Source organism: Ralstonia sp. UBA689 (assembly GCF_002298975.1).
Classification (GTDB): Bacteria; Pseudomonadota; Gammaproteobacteria; order Burkholderiales; family Burkholderiaceae; genus Ralstonia.
In genome coordinates, this window is sequence record NZ_DBMV01000040.1 from 81,689 (window position 1) to 97,026 (window position 15,338).

Annotated in this window: 13 protein-coding genes; 7 read left to right on the forward strand and 6 right to left on the reverse strand. The window is 66.3% G+C overall.

Going from position 1 to position 15,338, the window contains the following annotated elements:
• Positions 1–6: 6 nt before the first annotated feature.
• Together B4F51_RS18995 and B4F51_RS19000 are read right to left on the reverse strand one after the other, a co-directional pair.
• The gene (locus B4F51_RS18995) at positions 7–939 is read right to left on the reverse strand and encodes a sugar kinase (RefSeq protein ID WP_296228040.1); all 933 of its coding nucleotides are present in this window, start codon (positions 937–939) and stop codon (positions 7–9) included.
• Positions 936–1,970 (reverse strand): SPFH domain-containing protein, encoded by a 1,035-nt coding sequence (locus B4F51_RS19000; RefSeq protein ID WP_296228042.1) that lies wholly within the window; start codon positions 1,968–1,970, stop codon positions 936–938. The genes B4F51_RS18995 and B4F51_RS19000 overlap by 4 nt, the downstream gene beginning before the upstream one ends.
• Before the next feature lie 101 nt (positions 1,971–2,071).
• Between B4F51_RS19000 and B4F51_RS19005 the strand changes: the two genes are divergently transcribed.
• Positions 2,072–2,806: an NUDIX hydrolase gene (locus tag B4F51_RS19005; RefSeq protein ID WP_296228043.1), complete on the forward strand. Its 735-nt coding sequence runs from the start codon at positions 2,072–2,074 to the stop codon at positions 2,804–2,806.
• A 4-nt stretch (positions 2,807–2,810) separates the two neighbouring features.
• Here B4F51_RS19005 and B4F51_RS19010 read toward each other — a convergent pair whose 3' ends face one another.
• Together B4F51_RS19010 and B4F51_RS19015 are read right to left on the reverse strand one after the other, a co-directional pair.
• Positions 2,811–3,248, reverse strand: a complete 438-nt coding sequence (locus B4F51_RS19010) for a DUF3005 domain-containing protein (RefSeq protein WP_296228045.1) — start codon at positions 3,246–3,248, stop codon at positions 2,811–2,813.
• A 104-nt stretch (positions 3,249–3,352) separates the two neighbouring features.
• Positions 3,353–4,771: a PLP-dependent aminotransferase family protein gene (locus B4F51_RS19015; protein ID WP_296228047.1), complete on the reverse strand. Its 1,419-nt coding sequence runs from the start codon at positions 4,769–4,771 to the stop codon at positions 3,353–3,355.
• A 192-nt stretch (positions 4,772–4,963) separates the two neighbouring features.
• Between B4F51_RS19015 and B4F51_RS19020 the strand changes: the two genes are divergently transcribed.
• Both B4F51_RS19020 and B4F51_RS19025 read left to right on the forward strand, forming a co-directional pair.
• Positions 4,964–6,487: a M20 family peptidase gene (locus B4F51_RS19020; protein WP_296228050.1), complete on the forward strand. Its 1,524-nt coding sequence runs from the start codon at positions 4,964–4,966 to the stop codon at positions 6,485–6,487.
• A gap of 149 nt (positions 6,488–6,636) precedes the next feature.
• Positions 6,637–6,999, forward strand: coding sequence for a DUF2917 domain-containing protein (locus tag B4F51_RS19025; RefSeq protein ID WP_296228055.1), 363 nt, complete (start codon positions 6,637–6,639; stop codon positions 6,997–6,999).
• 10 nt (positions 7,000–7,009) lie between these two features.
• On the opposite strand, the gene B4F51_RS19030 is transcribed toward B4F51_RS19025, so the two are convergent.
• Complete coding sequence (locus tag B4F51_RS19030; RefSeq protein ID WP_349676311.1) at positions 7,010–8,437, reverse strand: heavy metal sensor histidine kinase; 1,428 nt, start codon at positions 8,435–8,437, stop codon at positions 7,010–7,012.
• On the reverse strand, positions 8,434–9,108 hold the full coding sequence (locus B4F51_RS19035) for a heavy metal response regulator transcription factor (RefSeq protein WP_296228060.1): 675 nt from the start codon (positions 9,106–9,108) through the stop codon (positions 8,434–8,436). Before B4F51_RS19035 ends, B4F51_RS19030 begins: the two co-directional genes overlap by 4 nt.
• A gap of 202 nt (positions 9,109–9,310) precedes the next feature.
• Here B4F51_RS19035 and B4F51_RS19040 point away from each other — a divergent pair, with 202 nt between their 5' ends.
• Genes B4F51_RS19040 through B4F51_RS19055 form a run of 4 tightly spaced genes read left to right on the forward strand, consistent with a single transcriptional unit; the run spans position 9,311 to position 15,332 of the window.
• A complete protein-coding gene (locus B4F51_RS19040) occupies positions 9,311–9,625 on the forward strand; it encodes a hypothetical protein (RefSeq protein ID WP_296228061.1) in 315 nt (104 codons plus the stop codon).
• Positions 9,625–10,908 carry a TolC family protein gene (locus B4F51_RS19045; RefSeq protein WP_296228062.1) on the forward strand — a complete coding sequence of 428 codons (1,284 nt, stop codon included), beginning with the start codon at positions 9,625–9,627 and terminating at the stop codon, positions 10,906–10,908. The genes B4F51_RS19040 and B4F51_RS19045 overlap by 1 nt, the downstream gene beginning before the upstream one ends.
• 24 nt (positions 10,909–10,932) lie before the next feature.
• On the forward strand, positions 10,933–12,120 hold the full coding sequence (locus B4F51_RS19050; RefSeq protein ID WP_296228064.1) for an efflux RND transporter periplasmic adaptor subunit: 1,188 nt from the start codon (positions 10,933–10,935) through the stop codon (positions 12,118–12,120).
• Between the two features lie 11 nt (positions 12,121–12,131).
• Positions 12,132–15,332 carry an efflux RND transporter permease subunit gene (locus tag B4F51_RS19055; protein WP_296228066.1) on the forward strand — a complete coding sequence of 1,067 codons (3,201 nt, stop codon included), beginning with the start codon at positions 12,132–12,134 and terminating at the stop codon, positions 15,330–15,332.
• Positions 15,333–15,338: the final 6 nt, after the last annotated feature.

The window sequence follows — 15,338 nt, forward strand, 5'->3', positions numbered from 1 at the left end:
TCTTTGCTAAACCGCCAGCCGGCCTTGTGTGGCCGCCACCGTGATCGTCGCCTCCATGCCGGCCGTGAAGCGCAGGTAATCGGTCTCCATGCCGTCTGAGAAGATCACGCCGTTCTCGGGCATGCGCGAGCGCAGCTTGAGCGGCTGGTCCGCATCCACATGTCCGAACACGAGCGTAGCCTGCGATGCGCGGCTCGGAAACGGCTCGCGCACGGCAAACGTCAACTGCGGGGTGTCCCACGGTTCGGGCTCGTAGCGGAAGCCATCGCCGCCCGCATGCATGGCGCGCGCGACGCCCATCGAGCCGGTCACGATGCTCTTGAGCCACGCCGTCGAACCCAATCCCGTGGCGACGATGATGCCCGACGACGATTGCGCTTCACGCTGCTCACCCACTTCGATTTCATACAGCGCAGATGCATGCGTGCGCGGCCCGATGAAGAGGTCGTTGACCGCGCGCAGCACTTGCCCGTCGGACAGCCGCGCCTCGGCCATCGTCACGGTTTTGGTGGGACGTTTGTCGCGTGCCACGTCAGTCAGCACAGTGCCGAGGTCTTGCGGCTCGAAGGGCAGCAGCACGCCGTCCCAGCGGCCGGGCTCCGGGTTCAGGCCGATAAGCGGCTGGCCGTCGAGATACTTCATCGAGTTGGCGACCAGCCCGTCTTGGCCGAGCGCTACGACGATGTCATCCGGCGCAAAGATGAAGTTGGGCAGATAGCTGCGGTCCACTACCTGGTAGCGGCCCCAGGCTTCCAGCGCACGCACGGTGATCTCCAGGCTGCGCGCGTAAGCGGCATTCTCGGCCAAGTAATCGGAGAAATCGGCGCCCAGGTGTTCGAGATAGAACTTCGCCTGCGCCAGCGTGTGGTGGCGCGCCACCAGCTCTTCGAGCCGGGTGCGGCGCGTCACCAGCACGACCTTGCGGCCATCGGTGCTCATGATGCGGCCTTGCCGGTGGCGGTAGCGTTCATCAACCCTTGCAGCAGATCCGGCGACACGTTGAGTTGGCCGATGCGTTCCGCACGTTCGGCAATACCGCCAAAAGCCTGTGCGATGAGCTGACCTGGCTGCATGCCGGCTGCGGCAAGCGCGTTGACGATGCGCGGATCGGCCTTTTCCAGCGCCTGCATGACGGCGGCCACCCGGTAGGCCTCGGCTTCGGCGAGCGTGCGGCTGTTCTCGGCCTGCCCAGCCACGAAGGCCTTGCGCTGACCTTCGAGTTCCACATCGGCGGCCATCTGTTCGTTGCGCAGGGCATTCTCCTTGCGCATCAGCATGGCCTTGGCCTCCATCTGCGTCTCGCGAATCTGGCGCTTCTTCTGCTCGACGGCGATGTCGGTGTCCAGCTCGTTCTGGCGGATGGCGCGTTCGTTCTCCACCGCCGACATGCGGCGCAAGTAGACGGCGTCGTCCGCAGCCTTGAGGTTGGATTCGCGCGCCTCGGCTTCCAGCGCGCGGGCGATGTCGGGGGTCGGTTTGACCGCCATGACCGATACTCCAAGGATCTCCAGTCCCAACGCTGCAATCTCCGGCTGTGCGGCCAGTTCGGCCTGCGCGGTGCGCGCAATGGCTGCCGAGGCGCGCAGCGCTGCCTTCAGCTCCAGCGCCTGCACGGCTTGTTGCACGATCACTTCCACTTGCTGCGCCACGCGGTCGCCCAGGCGCTTCGGGTCTTCCGACACGTAGGTCTGGCCGTTCTTGGCCAGCGAGAAATCCATCATGGCAGCGGTGCGGCGCGGGTCGCTGATGCGGTACGTCACCTGGCCCTGCACGGTCACGCTCTGGAAATCTGCCGTCACCAATTCGAGGATGAACGGGCGATCCTGGCTGGCCACCGGCACGGCCACCAGCGTGGTCGTCGGGCCGTAATAGAAGAACGACAGGCCCGAACCTTCGCGCACGACCTGGCCGGCGCGGAACTGCATGAGGTGAACGGTGGGCTGCGACTTGATGAAGCGGATGCCGAACATGATGACCTCCTTTCTTGTTTGGGTTGTACAGTACAACTTGATTTGGTTGGACAATACAACTTACTATCGGGGCCGTCAAGAAATTTACATGTTGATGCGCCATGGCCACACGATCCACCTCCAAGACCTTCCCAAGGCCGTTTACGACGGTCGATGTGGTGATCTTCACCGTGCTGGAAGATGCGCTTCGCGTGCTGCTGGTGCAGCGCCCCAAGACCGACGACGAACCGTTTCCCGGCGGGTGGGCGTTACCGGGCGGGTTTGTCGATACCGCCGTCGACGCCACGCTGGAAGATTGCGCGCGTCGCAAGCTGCTGGAGAAGACTGGCGTCGGCAGCCCCTATCTGGAACAGCTCGGCAGTTGGGGCAGCGCCACCCGCGACCCGCGTGGCTGGTCGGCTACGCATGTCTACTTTGCGTTGATGCCCGCGCAGGATGCGGTGCTGGCCAAGGGCGCGAATGCGGCCGACGTGGCCTGGTATGCGGTGGACGATGTGTTGCGTGCGCCCAAACTCGCCTTCGACCATGCGGAGATTTTGCGTACAGCCGTTGAACGCCTGCGCAGCAAGGTCGAATACACGTCGCTACCGGCGTTTCTGCTGGCCGAGCCGTTCTCGTTGCCGCAATTGCAGCGCATGTACGAGATCGTGCTGGGGCGCCCAGTGGACAAGAGCGGCTTCCGCACGCGCATGCTCGCGGCCGGTTTTCTGCAAGAGGACGGCGTGGCCGAAGGAGATTCGTACCGCCCCGCCAAGGGCTACCGATTGATCGACCGCAGCGCGCCAGTCGTCTTCCCGCGTACCTTCAGCCCGCGCGGCGGCGAATCAAACGCCTGAAGTGTCAGCGTGGCTTCGCAGCGGAGTCGTCATCTTCAAGGGTAAAGCGTTGCACAACACACGTGCGATGTCGCACCGTCTCTTCAGCCTCACCACGAAATACCACGCGGTGTCCGGCAATGGTAGCGATGGCCGGCAGCCCGTGGCTGCGCCGGCTGTCGATGCCGGCGATGGGCGCCTCCGGGTCAGGCTCGGGATGGCTGTTGACAAGCGAGGCGTTGGAATAGATGACGTTATCCTGCCACAGCGACGGGTTTCTGGCCGCTTCCCGGCTCTTGCCGTCGCAATCGACGGTGCTGCCCGAGGCCTCAGTGCCTGCCGCATCGACAGAGCGGATGCGCTGTGATGCTTGCAGCACCGGGTCGTCCGGGGTGGTGCCGGCGGCGACGGTTTTCGCCCCCACAAGCGGTGGTCGGGCGGAGCGGAACTTGTTGGCGTTCATGATGGAACTCCTGCGGCGATGATGCGGCGGTCGTGCGATGACGGCCTTGCCGCAACCGTCATGCCTGCCCGGGACCTTCCATGCGTTGCCGATGGCACCTGTGCTCAGGCCCGCTTGCGTGCGGGGCGCTTGCCGGTCTCCTGCAGGAAGGCCAGTGCGCGTGGCTCGGTCGCGTAGGCGCTGTTGATGCGCACCCAGGGTGAGACTTCCATGTTCGGCCGGAAGTAATGGCCCGGCGCCAGTGTGATGCCATGGCGTTCCGCTGTGGCGGCCAGTTCGCGCGAATCTTCCACGTGCGGTACGCGCGCCCATAGGAAGCTGCCGCCGGGCGGATGATGGAACACCTCCCAGCCCGCATCGATCAGCGCGTCGAGCGAAGCGATGACGGAGTCGCCGATGCGCTGGCGCAGCCGCTCGACATATTTGCGATACGCACCGCGTTCGAGCAGCGTGGCGACCACAGCTTCGGCAAAGCGCGAGCCGCCCACGCTGGTGAGCATCTTCACGTTGGTCAGGTCCTGCACCAGTTCACGCTTGGCGACCAGGTAACCGACGGGCAGCGAGGCCGACACCGTCTTGGAGAATCCGCCGACGTAGATCACATGTTCGAGCTGGTCCAGCGTCGCCAGCCGTGCAGTCGGATCGGCCTGCAGGTCGGCAAAGATGTCGTCTTCCAGAAACACGAAGCCGTGGCGTCGCGCAAGCTCCAGCAGCCGGAACGCCACCGGCGGCGACAGCGTGGAGCCGGTCGGATTCTGCAGCACGCTGTTGGTAAAGAACAGCTTGGGCCGGTGCTCGCGCAGCATTGCCTCAGTCACCTCCACGTCGGGGCCGTCAGCCCTGCGTGGAATGCCGACCAGCTTCACGCCGTGCAGCCGCAGCAGGCCGAACACGCTGTAGTAGCCGGGGTCTTCCACGAACACCGTGTCGCCGGGCTTGAGCAGGTGGCGCACGACGAGGTCGATGGCCTGGCTCGTGCCCACCGTGGTCATCACGTTGGGCGGTTCCGCCTGGATGCCAAGCTGGCGCGCGCGCATCATGATCTGGTGGCGCAGCGCGGGATTGCCGAGCGGCGTCGCGTAGTCGATCACGGCTTGCGTATCTGTGCGCGAAACCTGGCGGATGGCCTGCGTGAGGCCATCCATGTCGCGCCAGTCGGCCGGCACGAAGCCGCCGCCAAGCTTGAGCATGCCGTCTGGAAAGCTGAACTGCTCGAAGATGTGCTTGGATTCTGCTTCTGCGCGGCGCGGGTCTGACCAGCCGCGCCCATCGCGCCCGGTCAGGCCGCTCTCGGCCACATAGAAGCCCGAGCCGTGGCGCGAGTCCAGCAAGCCCAGCGAAACCAGCCGGTCGTACGCCTCGATCACCGGGAAGCGGCTGATGCCGTAGTCGGCGGCCAGTTGCCGGATCGACGGCAGCTTGGCGCCGGGCCGTACGTCGTTGTCGCGAATCCAGGCCTGCACGCCGGCCACGATCTGGTCGGCAATGGGCACGCCGGTGGTGGCGTCGATCAGGAGTTTCATGGTGCGGGCGGCAGGTTGGCTGGAAGCTGCCGAACAGTGGGGCAGGACTGTTCGTAACTGTTTGCGGATTGTAATCCTGGGAAACCCACCCCGCCGAGTGGTGGCGATTGCACCGAGTTGCAGTGATACTGGCGACCCCGGGCCGGACTTTACCGGCCAGTACAACAATTCATTCTCAAGGAGCGGGAGGCGATGAAGGTGTTCCTCAAAAGCCGTGGCGCAATGAAGGGGCGAGTGGTGGGCCGTCTGCTGTTGGCGGTCGTCGCGGTTGTGGTGGTGCTGGCCGCCAGCGTGGCCATCAATACCTGGCGCCACGGCTCGCGCCAGCTTGAGGTGCCGGCCGTGGCGCCGGTGGCGGTGGATGGCGCAGCCGCCGCGGCGCACTTGGCCGAGGCCGTGCGCGCTCGCACAGTCTCCAGCGCTACCGATGCTCAGCTGAACGCCGACCAGTTCCGGCAACTGCACGCCATGCTCCAGGCGCGCTATCCCAAGGCGCATGCCGTACTGCAGCGCGAGCAGGTCGGCGATTTCGCGCTGCTCTATACGTGGAAGGGCTCCGACCCGTCGCTGCCGCCGATCATGCTGATGGCGCACCAGGACGTCGTGCCCATCGCCCCCGGCACCGAAGGCGACTGGACCCAGCCGCCCTTTGATGGCGTGGTGAAAGATGGCATGGTCTGGGGGCGCGGTGCGTGGGATGACAAGGGCAACCTGATCTCGCAGATGGAGGCCATCGAACTGCTGACCGCCAGCGGCTTCCAGCCGCGCCGCACGATCCACCTGGCCTTTGGCGCCGACGAGGAAGTGGGCGGCGAGCGTGGCGCCAAGCAGATCGCCGCGCTGCTCAAGGCGCGCGGCGAGCGCCTGGATTTCGTGATCGACGAAGGGCTGCTGATTACCGAAGGCGTGCTGCCGGGGCTGGCCAAGCCGGCCGCGCTGATCGGGGTGGCGGAGAAGGGTTTCCTCTCCGTGCAGCTCAAGGTATCGGCCACGCCAGGACATTCGTCGATGCCGCCGCCGCATGGGCAGAGTGCCATCGCCATGATGAGTGCCGCGCTCAAGCGCCTGGACGATGATCAACTGCCGTCCGGCATCCGTGGTGTTGCGCAGGAGATGTTCGAGACGCTGGCGCCCGAGATGCAGGGCTTCAGCCGTGTTGCGCTGTCCAACCTGTGGCTGTTCGGGCCGATGGTGCAGAAGCAGTTGGAGGCGTCCGCCAGCTCCAGCGCCATGCTGCGGACGACCACGGCACTCACCGTCGTCCAGGCCGGCAACAAGGACAACGTGCTGCCCGGCCGCGCTGAGGCCACCGTCAACTTCCGCCTGCTGCCGGGCGATACCGTCGCGTCGGTAACCGAACACGTGGAGAACGCCGCCAAGGCCGCCGCCCCCAAAGGCAAGTTCGAGCTGAGCACGCTGCCGGGCGTGAGCGAGGCCTCGCCCGTGTCACCCACGCAATCGGCGTCGTACCAATTGATCAACAAGACCGTGCGCGAGCTGTTTCCGGGCACCGTGGTCGCACCTGGCTTGATGATCGGCGCCACGGATTCGCGCCACATGATCGGGATTGCGGACCATGTGTACCGCTTCTCGCCGGTGCGCGCCAAGCCGGAAGATCTGCCGCGCTTTCACGGGACCAACGAGCGGATTACCGAAGCCAACCTGGTGGAGCTGATCCGGTTCTATCACCGGTTGGTGCAGCAGGCGGCTGGTTGAACTGTCCGTGAAAGATGCTGAACAGTTCAGCAAAACTGTTCGCAACTGTTCATGTCAATGCCCTGAACCGCCGCGCAAGATGGAGTCGTGCCGATCCGCAGTCCCCATAAAAACTTCCACCACGAACCCCGGCACATGGAGTCTCCATCATGCGCGAAATCAGGATCTTCGAACTGAACCGGCCGGGCGTGCCGGTGAGCTGGCGGTCGGCACGGGCCCAAACCATCGCCGCACAGGCCGGGTTGTTGTGGGTCACGCAGGAACACCAGTTGCAGGATCTCTGGCTCAAGCCCGGCCAGTCGATCGATGTGCCGGCGGGCGTGCGTTTCTGGCTCTCCGGTGAACCCGCCGGCGGCATTCCCGCTCGCTTTGCAGTGACGGAAGACGTTAACGCCCCGCGCCGCCTGCTGCGCTTCATCGGCCTGCTGGTGGCCGCCGCGTATCGCCAGGTGCTGCGTGACGACGGGCAAGATGCGACACGCACGCCGTCGGCGCTGCGCATCGGTACGTAAGGCGCTTGCGCTAAACCGGAAACACCAGCCGGAACTCGGTCCGCCCACCCGGCGGGCTGCTGGCCTGCACCCACCCCCCGTGCAGGTCCATGATGGTCTTGACGATGGCCAGTCCCAACCCGGTGGACTGGCTGGATTGCCCACTGGATTGAGCCCGCGAAGGGTCGCCCCGGTAGAACCGCTCGAACAGCAGCGGCAAGCTCGCGGCCGGAATGCCCGGCCCTGGGTTGCACACGGCAATCGCGATGCTTTGCATTCCCGCCGTGTCTGGCTGCAGATGCTCCACCACCACGTCGATGCGCTCGCCGGTTGGCGTGTGGCGCAGCGCGTTGTCGAGCAGGTTGTTGATCGCCCGGCGCAGCAGCGTTGCATCGGCTCGCACCTGAGCGTCTCCGATCACGTGGATGGCGATGTCGCGGTCGGCGGCCACGGCCTCGAAGTAGTCGACCAGCACCTGGATCTCGTGCCGCGCGTCGAGTGGCGCCACCGATAGCGCCACGCGTGTGTGGTCGGCGCGGGCGAGGAACAGCATGTCCTCGATCATGTGCGACAGGCGCGCGTATTCCTCCAGGTTGGATTCGAGCACGCTGCGGTATTCCTCCACCGTGCGCGGGTGGGCGAGCGTGACCTCGGTCTGGCCGACGAGGTTGGCCAGCGGTGTGCGGAAGTCGTGCGCCAGATCTGCCGAGAATTGCGAGAGCCGTGCAAAGCCGTCCTGCAGGCGCGTGAGCATGGCGTTGAGCGAGGCCAGCAGGTCGGCCAACTCGCGCGGCGCCCCCTCGATCTTGAGGCGCGTATCGAGTTGGCTTGGGACTACCGATGCGGCCTGCCTGCCAATGCGCGCCAGGCCACGCAGCGTGCTGCGCACCAGCAGCAGGCTCAGCAGCGCCACCGCGGCCACCCCGCCAACGACCGCAAAAACGATGTGGCGCCGGTAGCTGGCCAGCAGCGCGGCGCGGCTATCGCCGTCCTGCGCGACCAGCACAATGACCTTCGCGTTAGTCTGCCCGAGCGATGCTTGCCCTGCCACCGCGCGTGACGCGATGCCGCCTCGCGACTCCCAGGCATGCACGGCCGATTCCGAAGGCGTGTCCTCGGACCGGATGACGGGCGGCATTGTCACCGGTTCCCCTTCGGGGTTCACTTCAACCAGCGTGCGCCCCTCGGGCGTGGCAATGCGCAGGATGAGCCCATCGTGGCCGGAAATCACGTCGGTGTAGCGGTGCGCGGTGCGCACCAGGTCGTCGGCGCTCGCCGCCTCGCTGGCAAGGTGGCGCAACTGCGAAATCTTGCCGAGCAGCATCGCATCGTCAGTCGCGCGCAGTTGGGCATTGAGCGCGTAGTACAGATACGTGCCGGCGGCCGTGAGCGTGACCGATGCCACCAGCACGAAAGCCAGCACAAGCCGGCCGGCAAGCGACGCGGGCCAGCGCATCAGCGGGCCGCTTCGTCCAGCACGTAGCCCATGCCGCGCAACGTGTGGATCAGCTTGTGCTCGAACGGGTCGTCCACCTTGGCGCGCAGGCGGCGGATCGACACGTCGACCACGTTGGTGTTGCTGTCGAAGTTCACGTCCCACACCTGCGAAGCGATCAGCGAGCGCGAGAGCACTTCGCCCGCGCGGCGCGCCAGCAAGTGCAGCAGCGCGTATTCCTTGGCGGTCAGGTCGATCCTGCGGCCGGCACGCGTGACACGGCGCTTGACGGTGTCGATGGAGAGGTCGGCGATTTCGATGATCTCGCTCTCGCGCATCGGGCCGCGCCGCAGGATGGTGCGCACGCGCGCCACCAGTTCGGCAAAGGCGAAGGGTTTGACGAGGTAATCGTCCGCACCCAACCCCAGGCCCTTCAGGCGGTCAGGCAGCTCGTCGCGTGCGGTCAGGAACAGCACCGGCGTGCTCTTCTGGCGGCGCAGTTCCTGGATGACCTGCCAGCCGTCCATGCCGGGCAGCATGACGTCGAGCACGATCAGGTCGTAGTCGTGTTCCATGGCCTGGAAGAGGCCATCTGTGCCGGTGCGGGCGAGGTCGGCCACGAAGCCGGATTCCGTCAGGCCCTTGAGGAGGTAATCGCCCGCCTTGGGCTCGTCTTCGACGATGAGCAGTCGCATGATGAAAGTGGTGGGCTTTTCGCGCCCACCTTGGCTGCCGATGCCCGCCACGATATGCCAAAACACCCCGCACGGGAACGAACATGACAAGTTTGTCATTTTCGGGTCATGCCCGCGTGGCGCACCCCTCCCTAGACTGGCCGCACTGACACCGCCCCCCTCATTGTTCCTGCTGGTGTCAGGTCTTTCGAAGGAGATCATCATGGCAATTCGATTCCAACGTGTGCTGCCACTGGCCGCTCTGGCCGCAATGTTTGCAGCGGGCGCTGCTGTGGCCGCGCAAGACCGTCACGACGCCTGCAGCGACTTGCAGATGAAGTCGATGGCTGCGCCGCTGGCCAAGGTCGGCGCGCGTGACCCCTATACCGATGGCGCCAAGACTGGCGCGCGCGACCCGTACACGGACGGCACCGCTGCGCAGGTCGTGCTCGAAGCGCGCGTCGGCCCGCGTGATCCGTACACGGATGGCGGTCTGGGCAGCAAGCGCGATCCATACACCGATGGCGCGATCGCGTAATGCTTCGCAACTCCTGGCTTGAACGGCCCGTGGGAGCGGCCTTGGCCTGTCTGCTGGCCGCTCCCTTGGCTGTCGTGGCGGCAACTGACCTTGCTGCTCCGGTGGCGCTTTCCATGGCCGCCGATGCAGCCCCGGGCCAAGCCGAGCGCGTGACGCTGCAACAGGCCGTCGAGCGCGCCATGCAGACGCATCCCGCGTTGGCTGCCGCCGGCTACGAGATGGCGGCCAGCGAGGGCGCGCTTGACCAGGCCAGCCGCCTGCGCAATCCGGAGGCCGCCTTCACAACCGAAGACGTGCGCCGCGATCGGGCCACGATGACGGCGCAACTCAATATCCCGCTGGAACTTGGAGGCAAGCGCGCGGCCCGCACGCGTGCGGCGGAACTGACGCGCGACGCCACCACGCAGGACGCTGCCGTGCTGCGTGCCGAACTGCGCGCTGACGTGACACGCGCGTTCTTCGATCTGCTGATCGCCCAGGAGCGGCTGACGCTTGCGCAGGCATCCGATACGCTGGCCGTTCAGGCAGAGTCCGCCGCAATGCGGCGCGTGCAGGCCGGCAAGGTGTCGCCCGTGGAGCAGACCAAGGCGGGTGTCGCCCGCGCCAGCGCTGCCATCGAGCTGCGCGATGCGCGCACCGAATTGCTGGTTGCACAGCGCGCGCTGGCAGCGTTCTGGGGCGGGGCGCTGGCCGTGCCGGAAGCCGATGGCAGTGCCGAGACCTTGCCTGCCGTGCCGTCCGAAGCGCGCCAGGCCGCCAGCACGCTGAACAACACCCCACGTGCCGTCCGCGCCCGCCTGGAGATCGACCGCCGCCAGGCACTCGCCAATGTCGAGCGCAGCAAGGGCGTGCCTGACGTGACACTCACCGTTGGGGCAAAGCGCGACAGCGCCGCAAACAACAATATGGCCGTGCTCGGCATTGCCGTACCGCTGCCGTTGTTCGATCGCAACCAGGGCAACCTGCTCGAAGCGCAGCGCTTGGCCGACAAGGCGTTCGAAGACTACCGCGCGTTGCAGCTCGCACAGAACGCCACGCTCGCACAGGACGTGGCACGGCTCGATGCCGCCCGCACCGCCGTGCAGTCGCTGCGACAGGACGTGCTGCCCGGCGCCCAGCGCGCTTACGACGCCGCCCGCATTGGCTTCGATGCCGGCAAGTTCAACTTCCTCGACGTGCTGGACGCTCAGCGCACGCTGTTCCAGGCACGCGCGCAATACCTGGCCGCGCTTTCGCGCGCGCATCAGGCGGCAGCCGGTATCGATCGCATCCTCGGCCGGTGATCCGACATTTCTTTCTTTGCTGACATGACACTTCCACCGCAACAACGGCGCGCCATCGCGCTCATCGTCGTGCTGGGCGCGCTGGCCGCCGCCGGGCTGTGGTTCGGCATGGGCGCACGGCAAGCCGCATCGACCGAAGCCGAAGCGGCACCCGTGCCGGCCGCCGAGCAAGCTGAAGCACCACATGCCGAAACGCTCGCCATGACGGCGGAGGCGATCGCCAATGCGCAGATCGGCGTGGAGACCGCAGGCGCAGCCGAGCTGCGCACGGAAGTCGTGCTGCCCGGCGAGATCCGTCTGAACGAAGACCGCACCGCGCACGTGGTGCCGCGCGTGGTGGGCGTGGCGGAAAAGGTGGAGGTGAAACTAGGCCAGCCGGTCAAGCAAGGGCAATTGCTGGCCGTCCTGTCGAGCCCTGCGCTGTCCGATCAACGCAGTGAGCTGCAGGCCGCACAGCAACGGCTGGCGTTGGCACAAGAGACGCATGCGCGTGAGAAGCGCCTGTGGGAGCAGGGCATTGCCGCCGAGCAGGACTATCAGCAAGCGCGCACCGCGTTGCAGGAAGCGCGTATCGCGGCTGACAATGCGCGGCAGAAGCTGACCGCCATCGGCGCAGCGCCGGCAGGTTCGGCGTTGAACCGGTTCGAGCTGCGCGCGCCGTTCGATGGCGTGGTGGTGGCCAAGCACCTTTCGCAGGGCGAGGCCGTGCAGGCAGAAACCGCCGTCTTCACCGTGGCCGATTTGCGCATCGTGTGGGCGGATTTTTCGGTCACGGCCAAAGACCTGGAGGCCGTGACGACCAACGCCGCTGCCACCGTGCGCGCCATCGCCACCGGCACAGCCGTGCAGGGCAAGGTGTCGTACGTGGGCGCACTGCTGGGCGAACAGACCCGCACCGCCCCCGCGCGCGTCACGCTCGACAACCCCAAGCTGGCGTGGCGCCCGGGCATGTTCGTCAACGTGGCAGTTGAATCGGGCCGCGTGCAGGTGCCCGTGGCCGTGCGCGCCGATGCCGTGCAGACGGTTGACGACAAGCCCTCCGTGTTCGTGCCGGTGCAGGCTGGCTTCGAGGTACGCCCCGTCAAGGCCGGCCGCAGCGACGGCGCTTGGACGGAGATTCTCGATGGCCTGCCTGCCGGCACACGCTACGCCGCTGCCAACAGCTACGTGCTGAAGGCCGAGGCCGGTAAGTCCGCCGATCACGGCCACTAAAAGGAGGCGCCATGTTTGAACGCCTCTTGCGCACCGTGATCGCCCAGCGCTGGCTGGTGCTGTTGGCCGTGCTGGTTGCTGCTGCATTCGGTGCAGTCAGCTACACGCGCCTGTCGATCGATGCGGTGCCCGACATCACCAACGTGCAGGTGCAGATCAACACTCCGGCCCCGGGCTACTCGCCGCTGGAAACCGAGCAGCGCATTACCTATCCGCTGGAAACGGCGATGGCCGGGCTGCCGAAGCTGGAGCAGACGCGTTCGCTTTCGCGCTACGGCTTGTCGCAGGTGACCGTGATCTTCAAGGAAGGCACCGACATCTACTTCGCACGCCAGTTGGTGAGCGAACGCCTGCAGGCTGCCAAGGAGCAGTTGCCCGACCGCATTTCGCCGAGCATGGGGCCGGTCTCCACCGGCTTGGGTGAAATCTATCTGTGGACGGTCGAGGCCGACACCAGCGCGCGCAAGCCCGACGGCACGGCTTACACGCCTGCCGACCTGCGCGAGCTGCAGGATTGGGTGATCCGTCCGCAGATCCGCAACGTGCCGGGCGTGACTGAAGTGAACACCATCGGCGGGTTTGCCAAGGAATTCCTGGTGGCGACCAGCCCCGAGCGGCTCGCCTCGTACAAGCTGACGCTGGCCGATGTGGTGGCCGCTTTGGACCGCAACAACGCCAATGTCGGCGCCGGCTACATCGAGCGCAAGGGCGAGCAATACCTCGTGCGCGCGCCAGGGCAGTTGCGCGATGCGGACGACATCGGCAACGTCGTGCTGGCCAGCCCGAACGGCACGCCGGTACGCCTGCGCGACGTCGCCACCATCGAAAGCGGCAGCGAACTGCGCACGGGCGCGGCCACCAGCAACGGGCGCGAAGTCGTGCTGGGCACCGCCTTCCTGCTGATGGGGGAGAACAGCCGCACCGTCTCACAGGCAGTCGACAAGCGCATGCAGGAGATTCGCAAGACGCTGCCGGCAGGCATTCGCGTGGAATCGGTGTACGACCGCACCGTGCTCGTCGACAAGGCCATCGCCACGGTCAAGAAAAACCTGCTGGAAGGCGCCATTCTGGTCATGGCGGTGCTGTTCCTCTTCCTGGGCAACCTGCGTGCAGCCGTGTTGACGGCACTGGTGATTCCGCTGTCGATGCTGATGACGTTCAGCGGCATGGTGTCGGCCAACGTGAGCGCCAACCTGATGAGTTTGGGCGCACTGGATTTCGGCATCATCGTTGACGGCGCCGTGGTGATCGTCGAGAACTGCGTGCGGCGCCTGGCTCATGCGCAGGAGGCGCGCGGCCGACCTCTCACACGCGCCGAACGCTTTGACGAGGTGTTCGAAGCCGCCCGCGAGGCACGCCGCCCGCTGCTGTACGGGCAGCTCATCATCATGGTCGTGTACCTGCCGATCTTTGCGCTCTCGGGCGTGGAAGGGAAGATGTTCCACCCGATGGCGATCACGGTGGTGCTGGCGCTGGCGGCGGCCATGATCCTCTCCATCACCTTCGTGCCGGCGGCTGTGGCGTTGTTCATCGGCGAGCGCGTTGCCGAAAAGGAAAACCGCCTGATGGACTGGGCACGCCGCATGTACGCGCCGTTGCTCGAACACGTGTTGGCCACGCCCGCCGTGGTGTTGACGTTTGCGGCGGTGGCCGTGACGGTTTCGCTGGTGGCGGCCACGCGCCTGGGTGCGGAATTCGTGCCCAACCTGAACGAAGGCGATTTCTCCATTCAGGCGATGCGCGTGCCCGGCACAGGTCTGGCGCAATCGCTGGAGATGCAGATGCAGATCGAGCGCGCGCTCAAGGCGAAGTTTCCCGAGATCGAGCGCGTCTTCGCCCGCACCGGCACCGCCGAGGTGGCGACCGACGTGATGCCGCCCAGCATTTCCGACGGCTACATCATGCTCAAGCCCGAAAAGGACTGGCCCGCCGGCCCCGACGGCAAGCGCCAGGGTCGGCGTACGCGCGACCAGTTGCTCGCCGACATCCGAGCCACGGTGGAAGCGCTGCCCGGCAACGCGTACGAGTTCTCGCAACCGATCCAGTTGCGCTTCAACGAACTGATCTCCGGCGTGCGCAGCGATGTGGCCGTCAAGCTCTTTGGTGATGACATGAGCGTTCTGGAAGCGCAGGCCAAGAGCGTGGCCGCGCAACTCGGCAAGCTGACCGGTGCCACCGAGGTGAAGATCGAACAGACCGGCGGTCTGCCGTTCCTCAACGTGGAGATCGACCGCGATAAGGCCGCGCGTTATGGGCTGTCCATCGGCGCGATCCAGGACACCGTGTCCGCCGCCATTGGTGGCAAGGACGCAGGCACGGTGTTCCAGGGCGACCGCCGCTTCGGCATTGTCGTGCGCCTGCCGGAAGCTTCGCGCAGCGACCCGGCCGCGCTGGGCCGCCTGCCGCTGGTGCTGCCGGGCGGTCAGGGCTATGTGCCGCTGTCGGACGTTGCCACGCTCAACGAAGTCACCGGCCCCAACCAGGTCAGCCGCGAAGATGGCAAGCGCCGTATCGTCGTCAGCGCCAATGTGCGCGGGCGCGACATCGCTTCGTTCGTGGAGGAGGCGCAGTCCGTGCTCGATGCGCAGGTGCGCCTGCCGACGGGTTACTGGATGGCTTGGGGCGGGCAGTTCGAGCAGTTGGAGTCCGCCACCGAACGCCTGCAGGTGGTGGTGCCGCTGGCGTTGGCCATGGTGCTCGCGCTGCTGTTCATGATGTTCGGCAACCTGAAGGACGGGCTGCTGGTGTTCTCCGGCATTCCGTTTGCACTGTCGGGCGGCATCCTGGCGCTGGCATTGCGGGGCATTCCGTTGTCGATCTCGGCAGCGGTGGGCTTCATTGCGCTCTCCGGCGTGGCGGTGCTCAACGGGCTGGTGATGCTGAGCTTCATCCGCAGCCTGCGCGAGGGCGGAAAGTCAGTCGACGAAGCTGTGCGCGAAGGTGCGCTCACGCGCCTGCGCCCGGTGTTGATGACGGCGCTGGTGGCCTCGCTCGGCTTCGTGCCGATGGCGCTGGCGACCGGCACCGGCGCCGAGGTGCAGCGCCCGCTGGCGACGGTGGTGATCGGCGGGATTCTGTCGTCGACGGCGCTGACGCTGCTGGTGTTGCCGGTGCTGTATCGCCTCGCCTATCGGCGAGATGCCGGGCATGACGCCGGACGGGAGGGAGCAGCGGCGCAGACGGCGACCGCAATGCCATCCGCTGCGCCGTAGCCGTGG

Excerpts from the sequence above, each read along its gene's own strand:
- B4F51_RS18995 (WP_296228040.1), bottom strand. The coding sequence starts at position 939 with ATGAGCACCGATGGCCGCAAGGTCGTGCTGGTGACGCGCCGCACCCGG.
- B4F51_RS19000 (WP_296228042.1), bottom strand. The coding sequence starts at position 1,970 with ATGTTCGGCATCCGCTTCATCAAGTCGCAGCCCACCGTTCACCTCATG.
- B4F51_RS19005 (WP_296228043.1), top strand. The coding sequence starts at position 2,072 with ATGGCCACACGATCCACCTCCAAGACCTTCCCAAGGCCGTTTACGACG.
- B4F51_RS19010 (WP_296228045.1), bottom strand. The coding sequence starts at position 3,248 with ATGAACGCCAACAAGTTCCGCTCCGCCCGACCACCGCTTGTGGGGGCG.
- B4F51_RS19015 (WP_296228047.1), bottom strand. The coding sequence starts at position 4,771 with ATGAAACTCCTGATCGACGCCACCACCGGCGTGCCCATTGCCGACCAG.
- B4F51_RS19020 (WP_296228050.1), top strand. The coding sequence starts at position 4,964 with ATGAAGGTGTTCCTCAAAAGCCGTGGCGCAATGAAGGGGCGAGTGGTG.
- B4F51_RS19025 (WP_296228055.1), top strand. The coding sequence starts at position 6,637 with ATGCGCGAAATCAGGATCTTCGAACTGAACCGGCCGGGCGTGCCGGTG.
- B4F51_RS19035 (WP_296228060.1), bottom strand. The coding sequence starts at position 9,108 with ATGCGACTGCTCATCGTCGAAGACGAGCCCAAGGCGGGCGATTACCTC.
- B4F51_RS19040 (WP_296228061.1), top strand. The coding sequence starts at position 9,311 with ATGGCAATTCGATTCCAACGTGTGCTGCCACTGGCCGCTCTGGCCGCA.
- B4F51_RS19045 (WP_296228062.1), top strand. The coding sequence starts at position 9,625 with ATGCTTCGCAACTCCTGGCTTGAACGGCCCGTGGGAGCGGCCTTGGCC.
- B4F51_RS19050 (WP_296228064.1), top strand. The coding sequence starts at position 10,933 with ATGACACTTCCACCGCAACAACGGCGCGCCATCGCGCTCATCGTCGTG.
- B4F51_RS19055 (WP_296228066.1), top strand. The coding sequence starts at position 12,132 with ATGTTTGAACGCCTCTTGCGCACCGTGATCGCCCAGCGCTGGCTGGTG.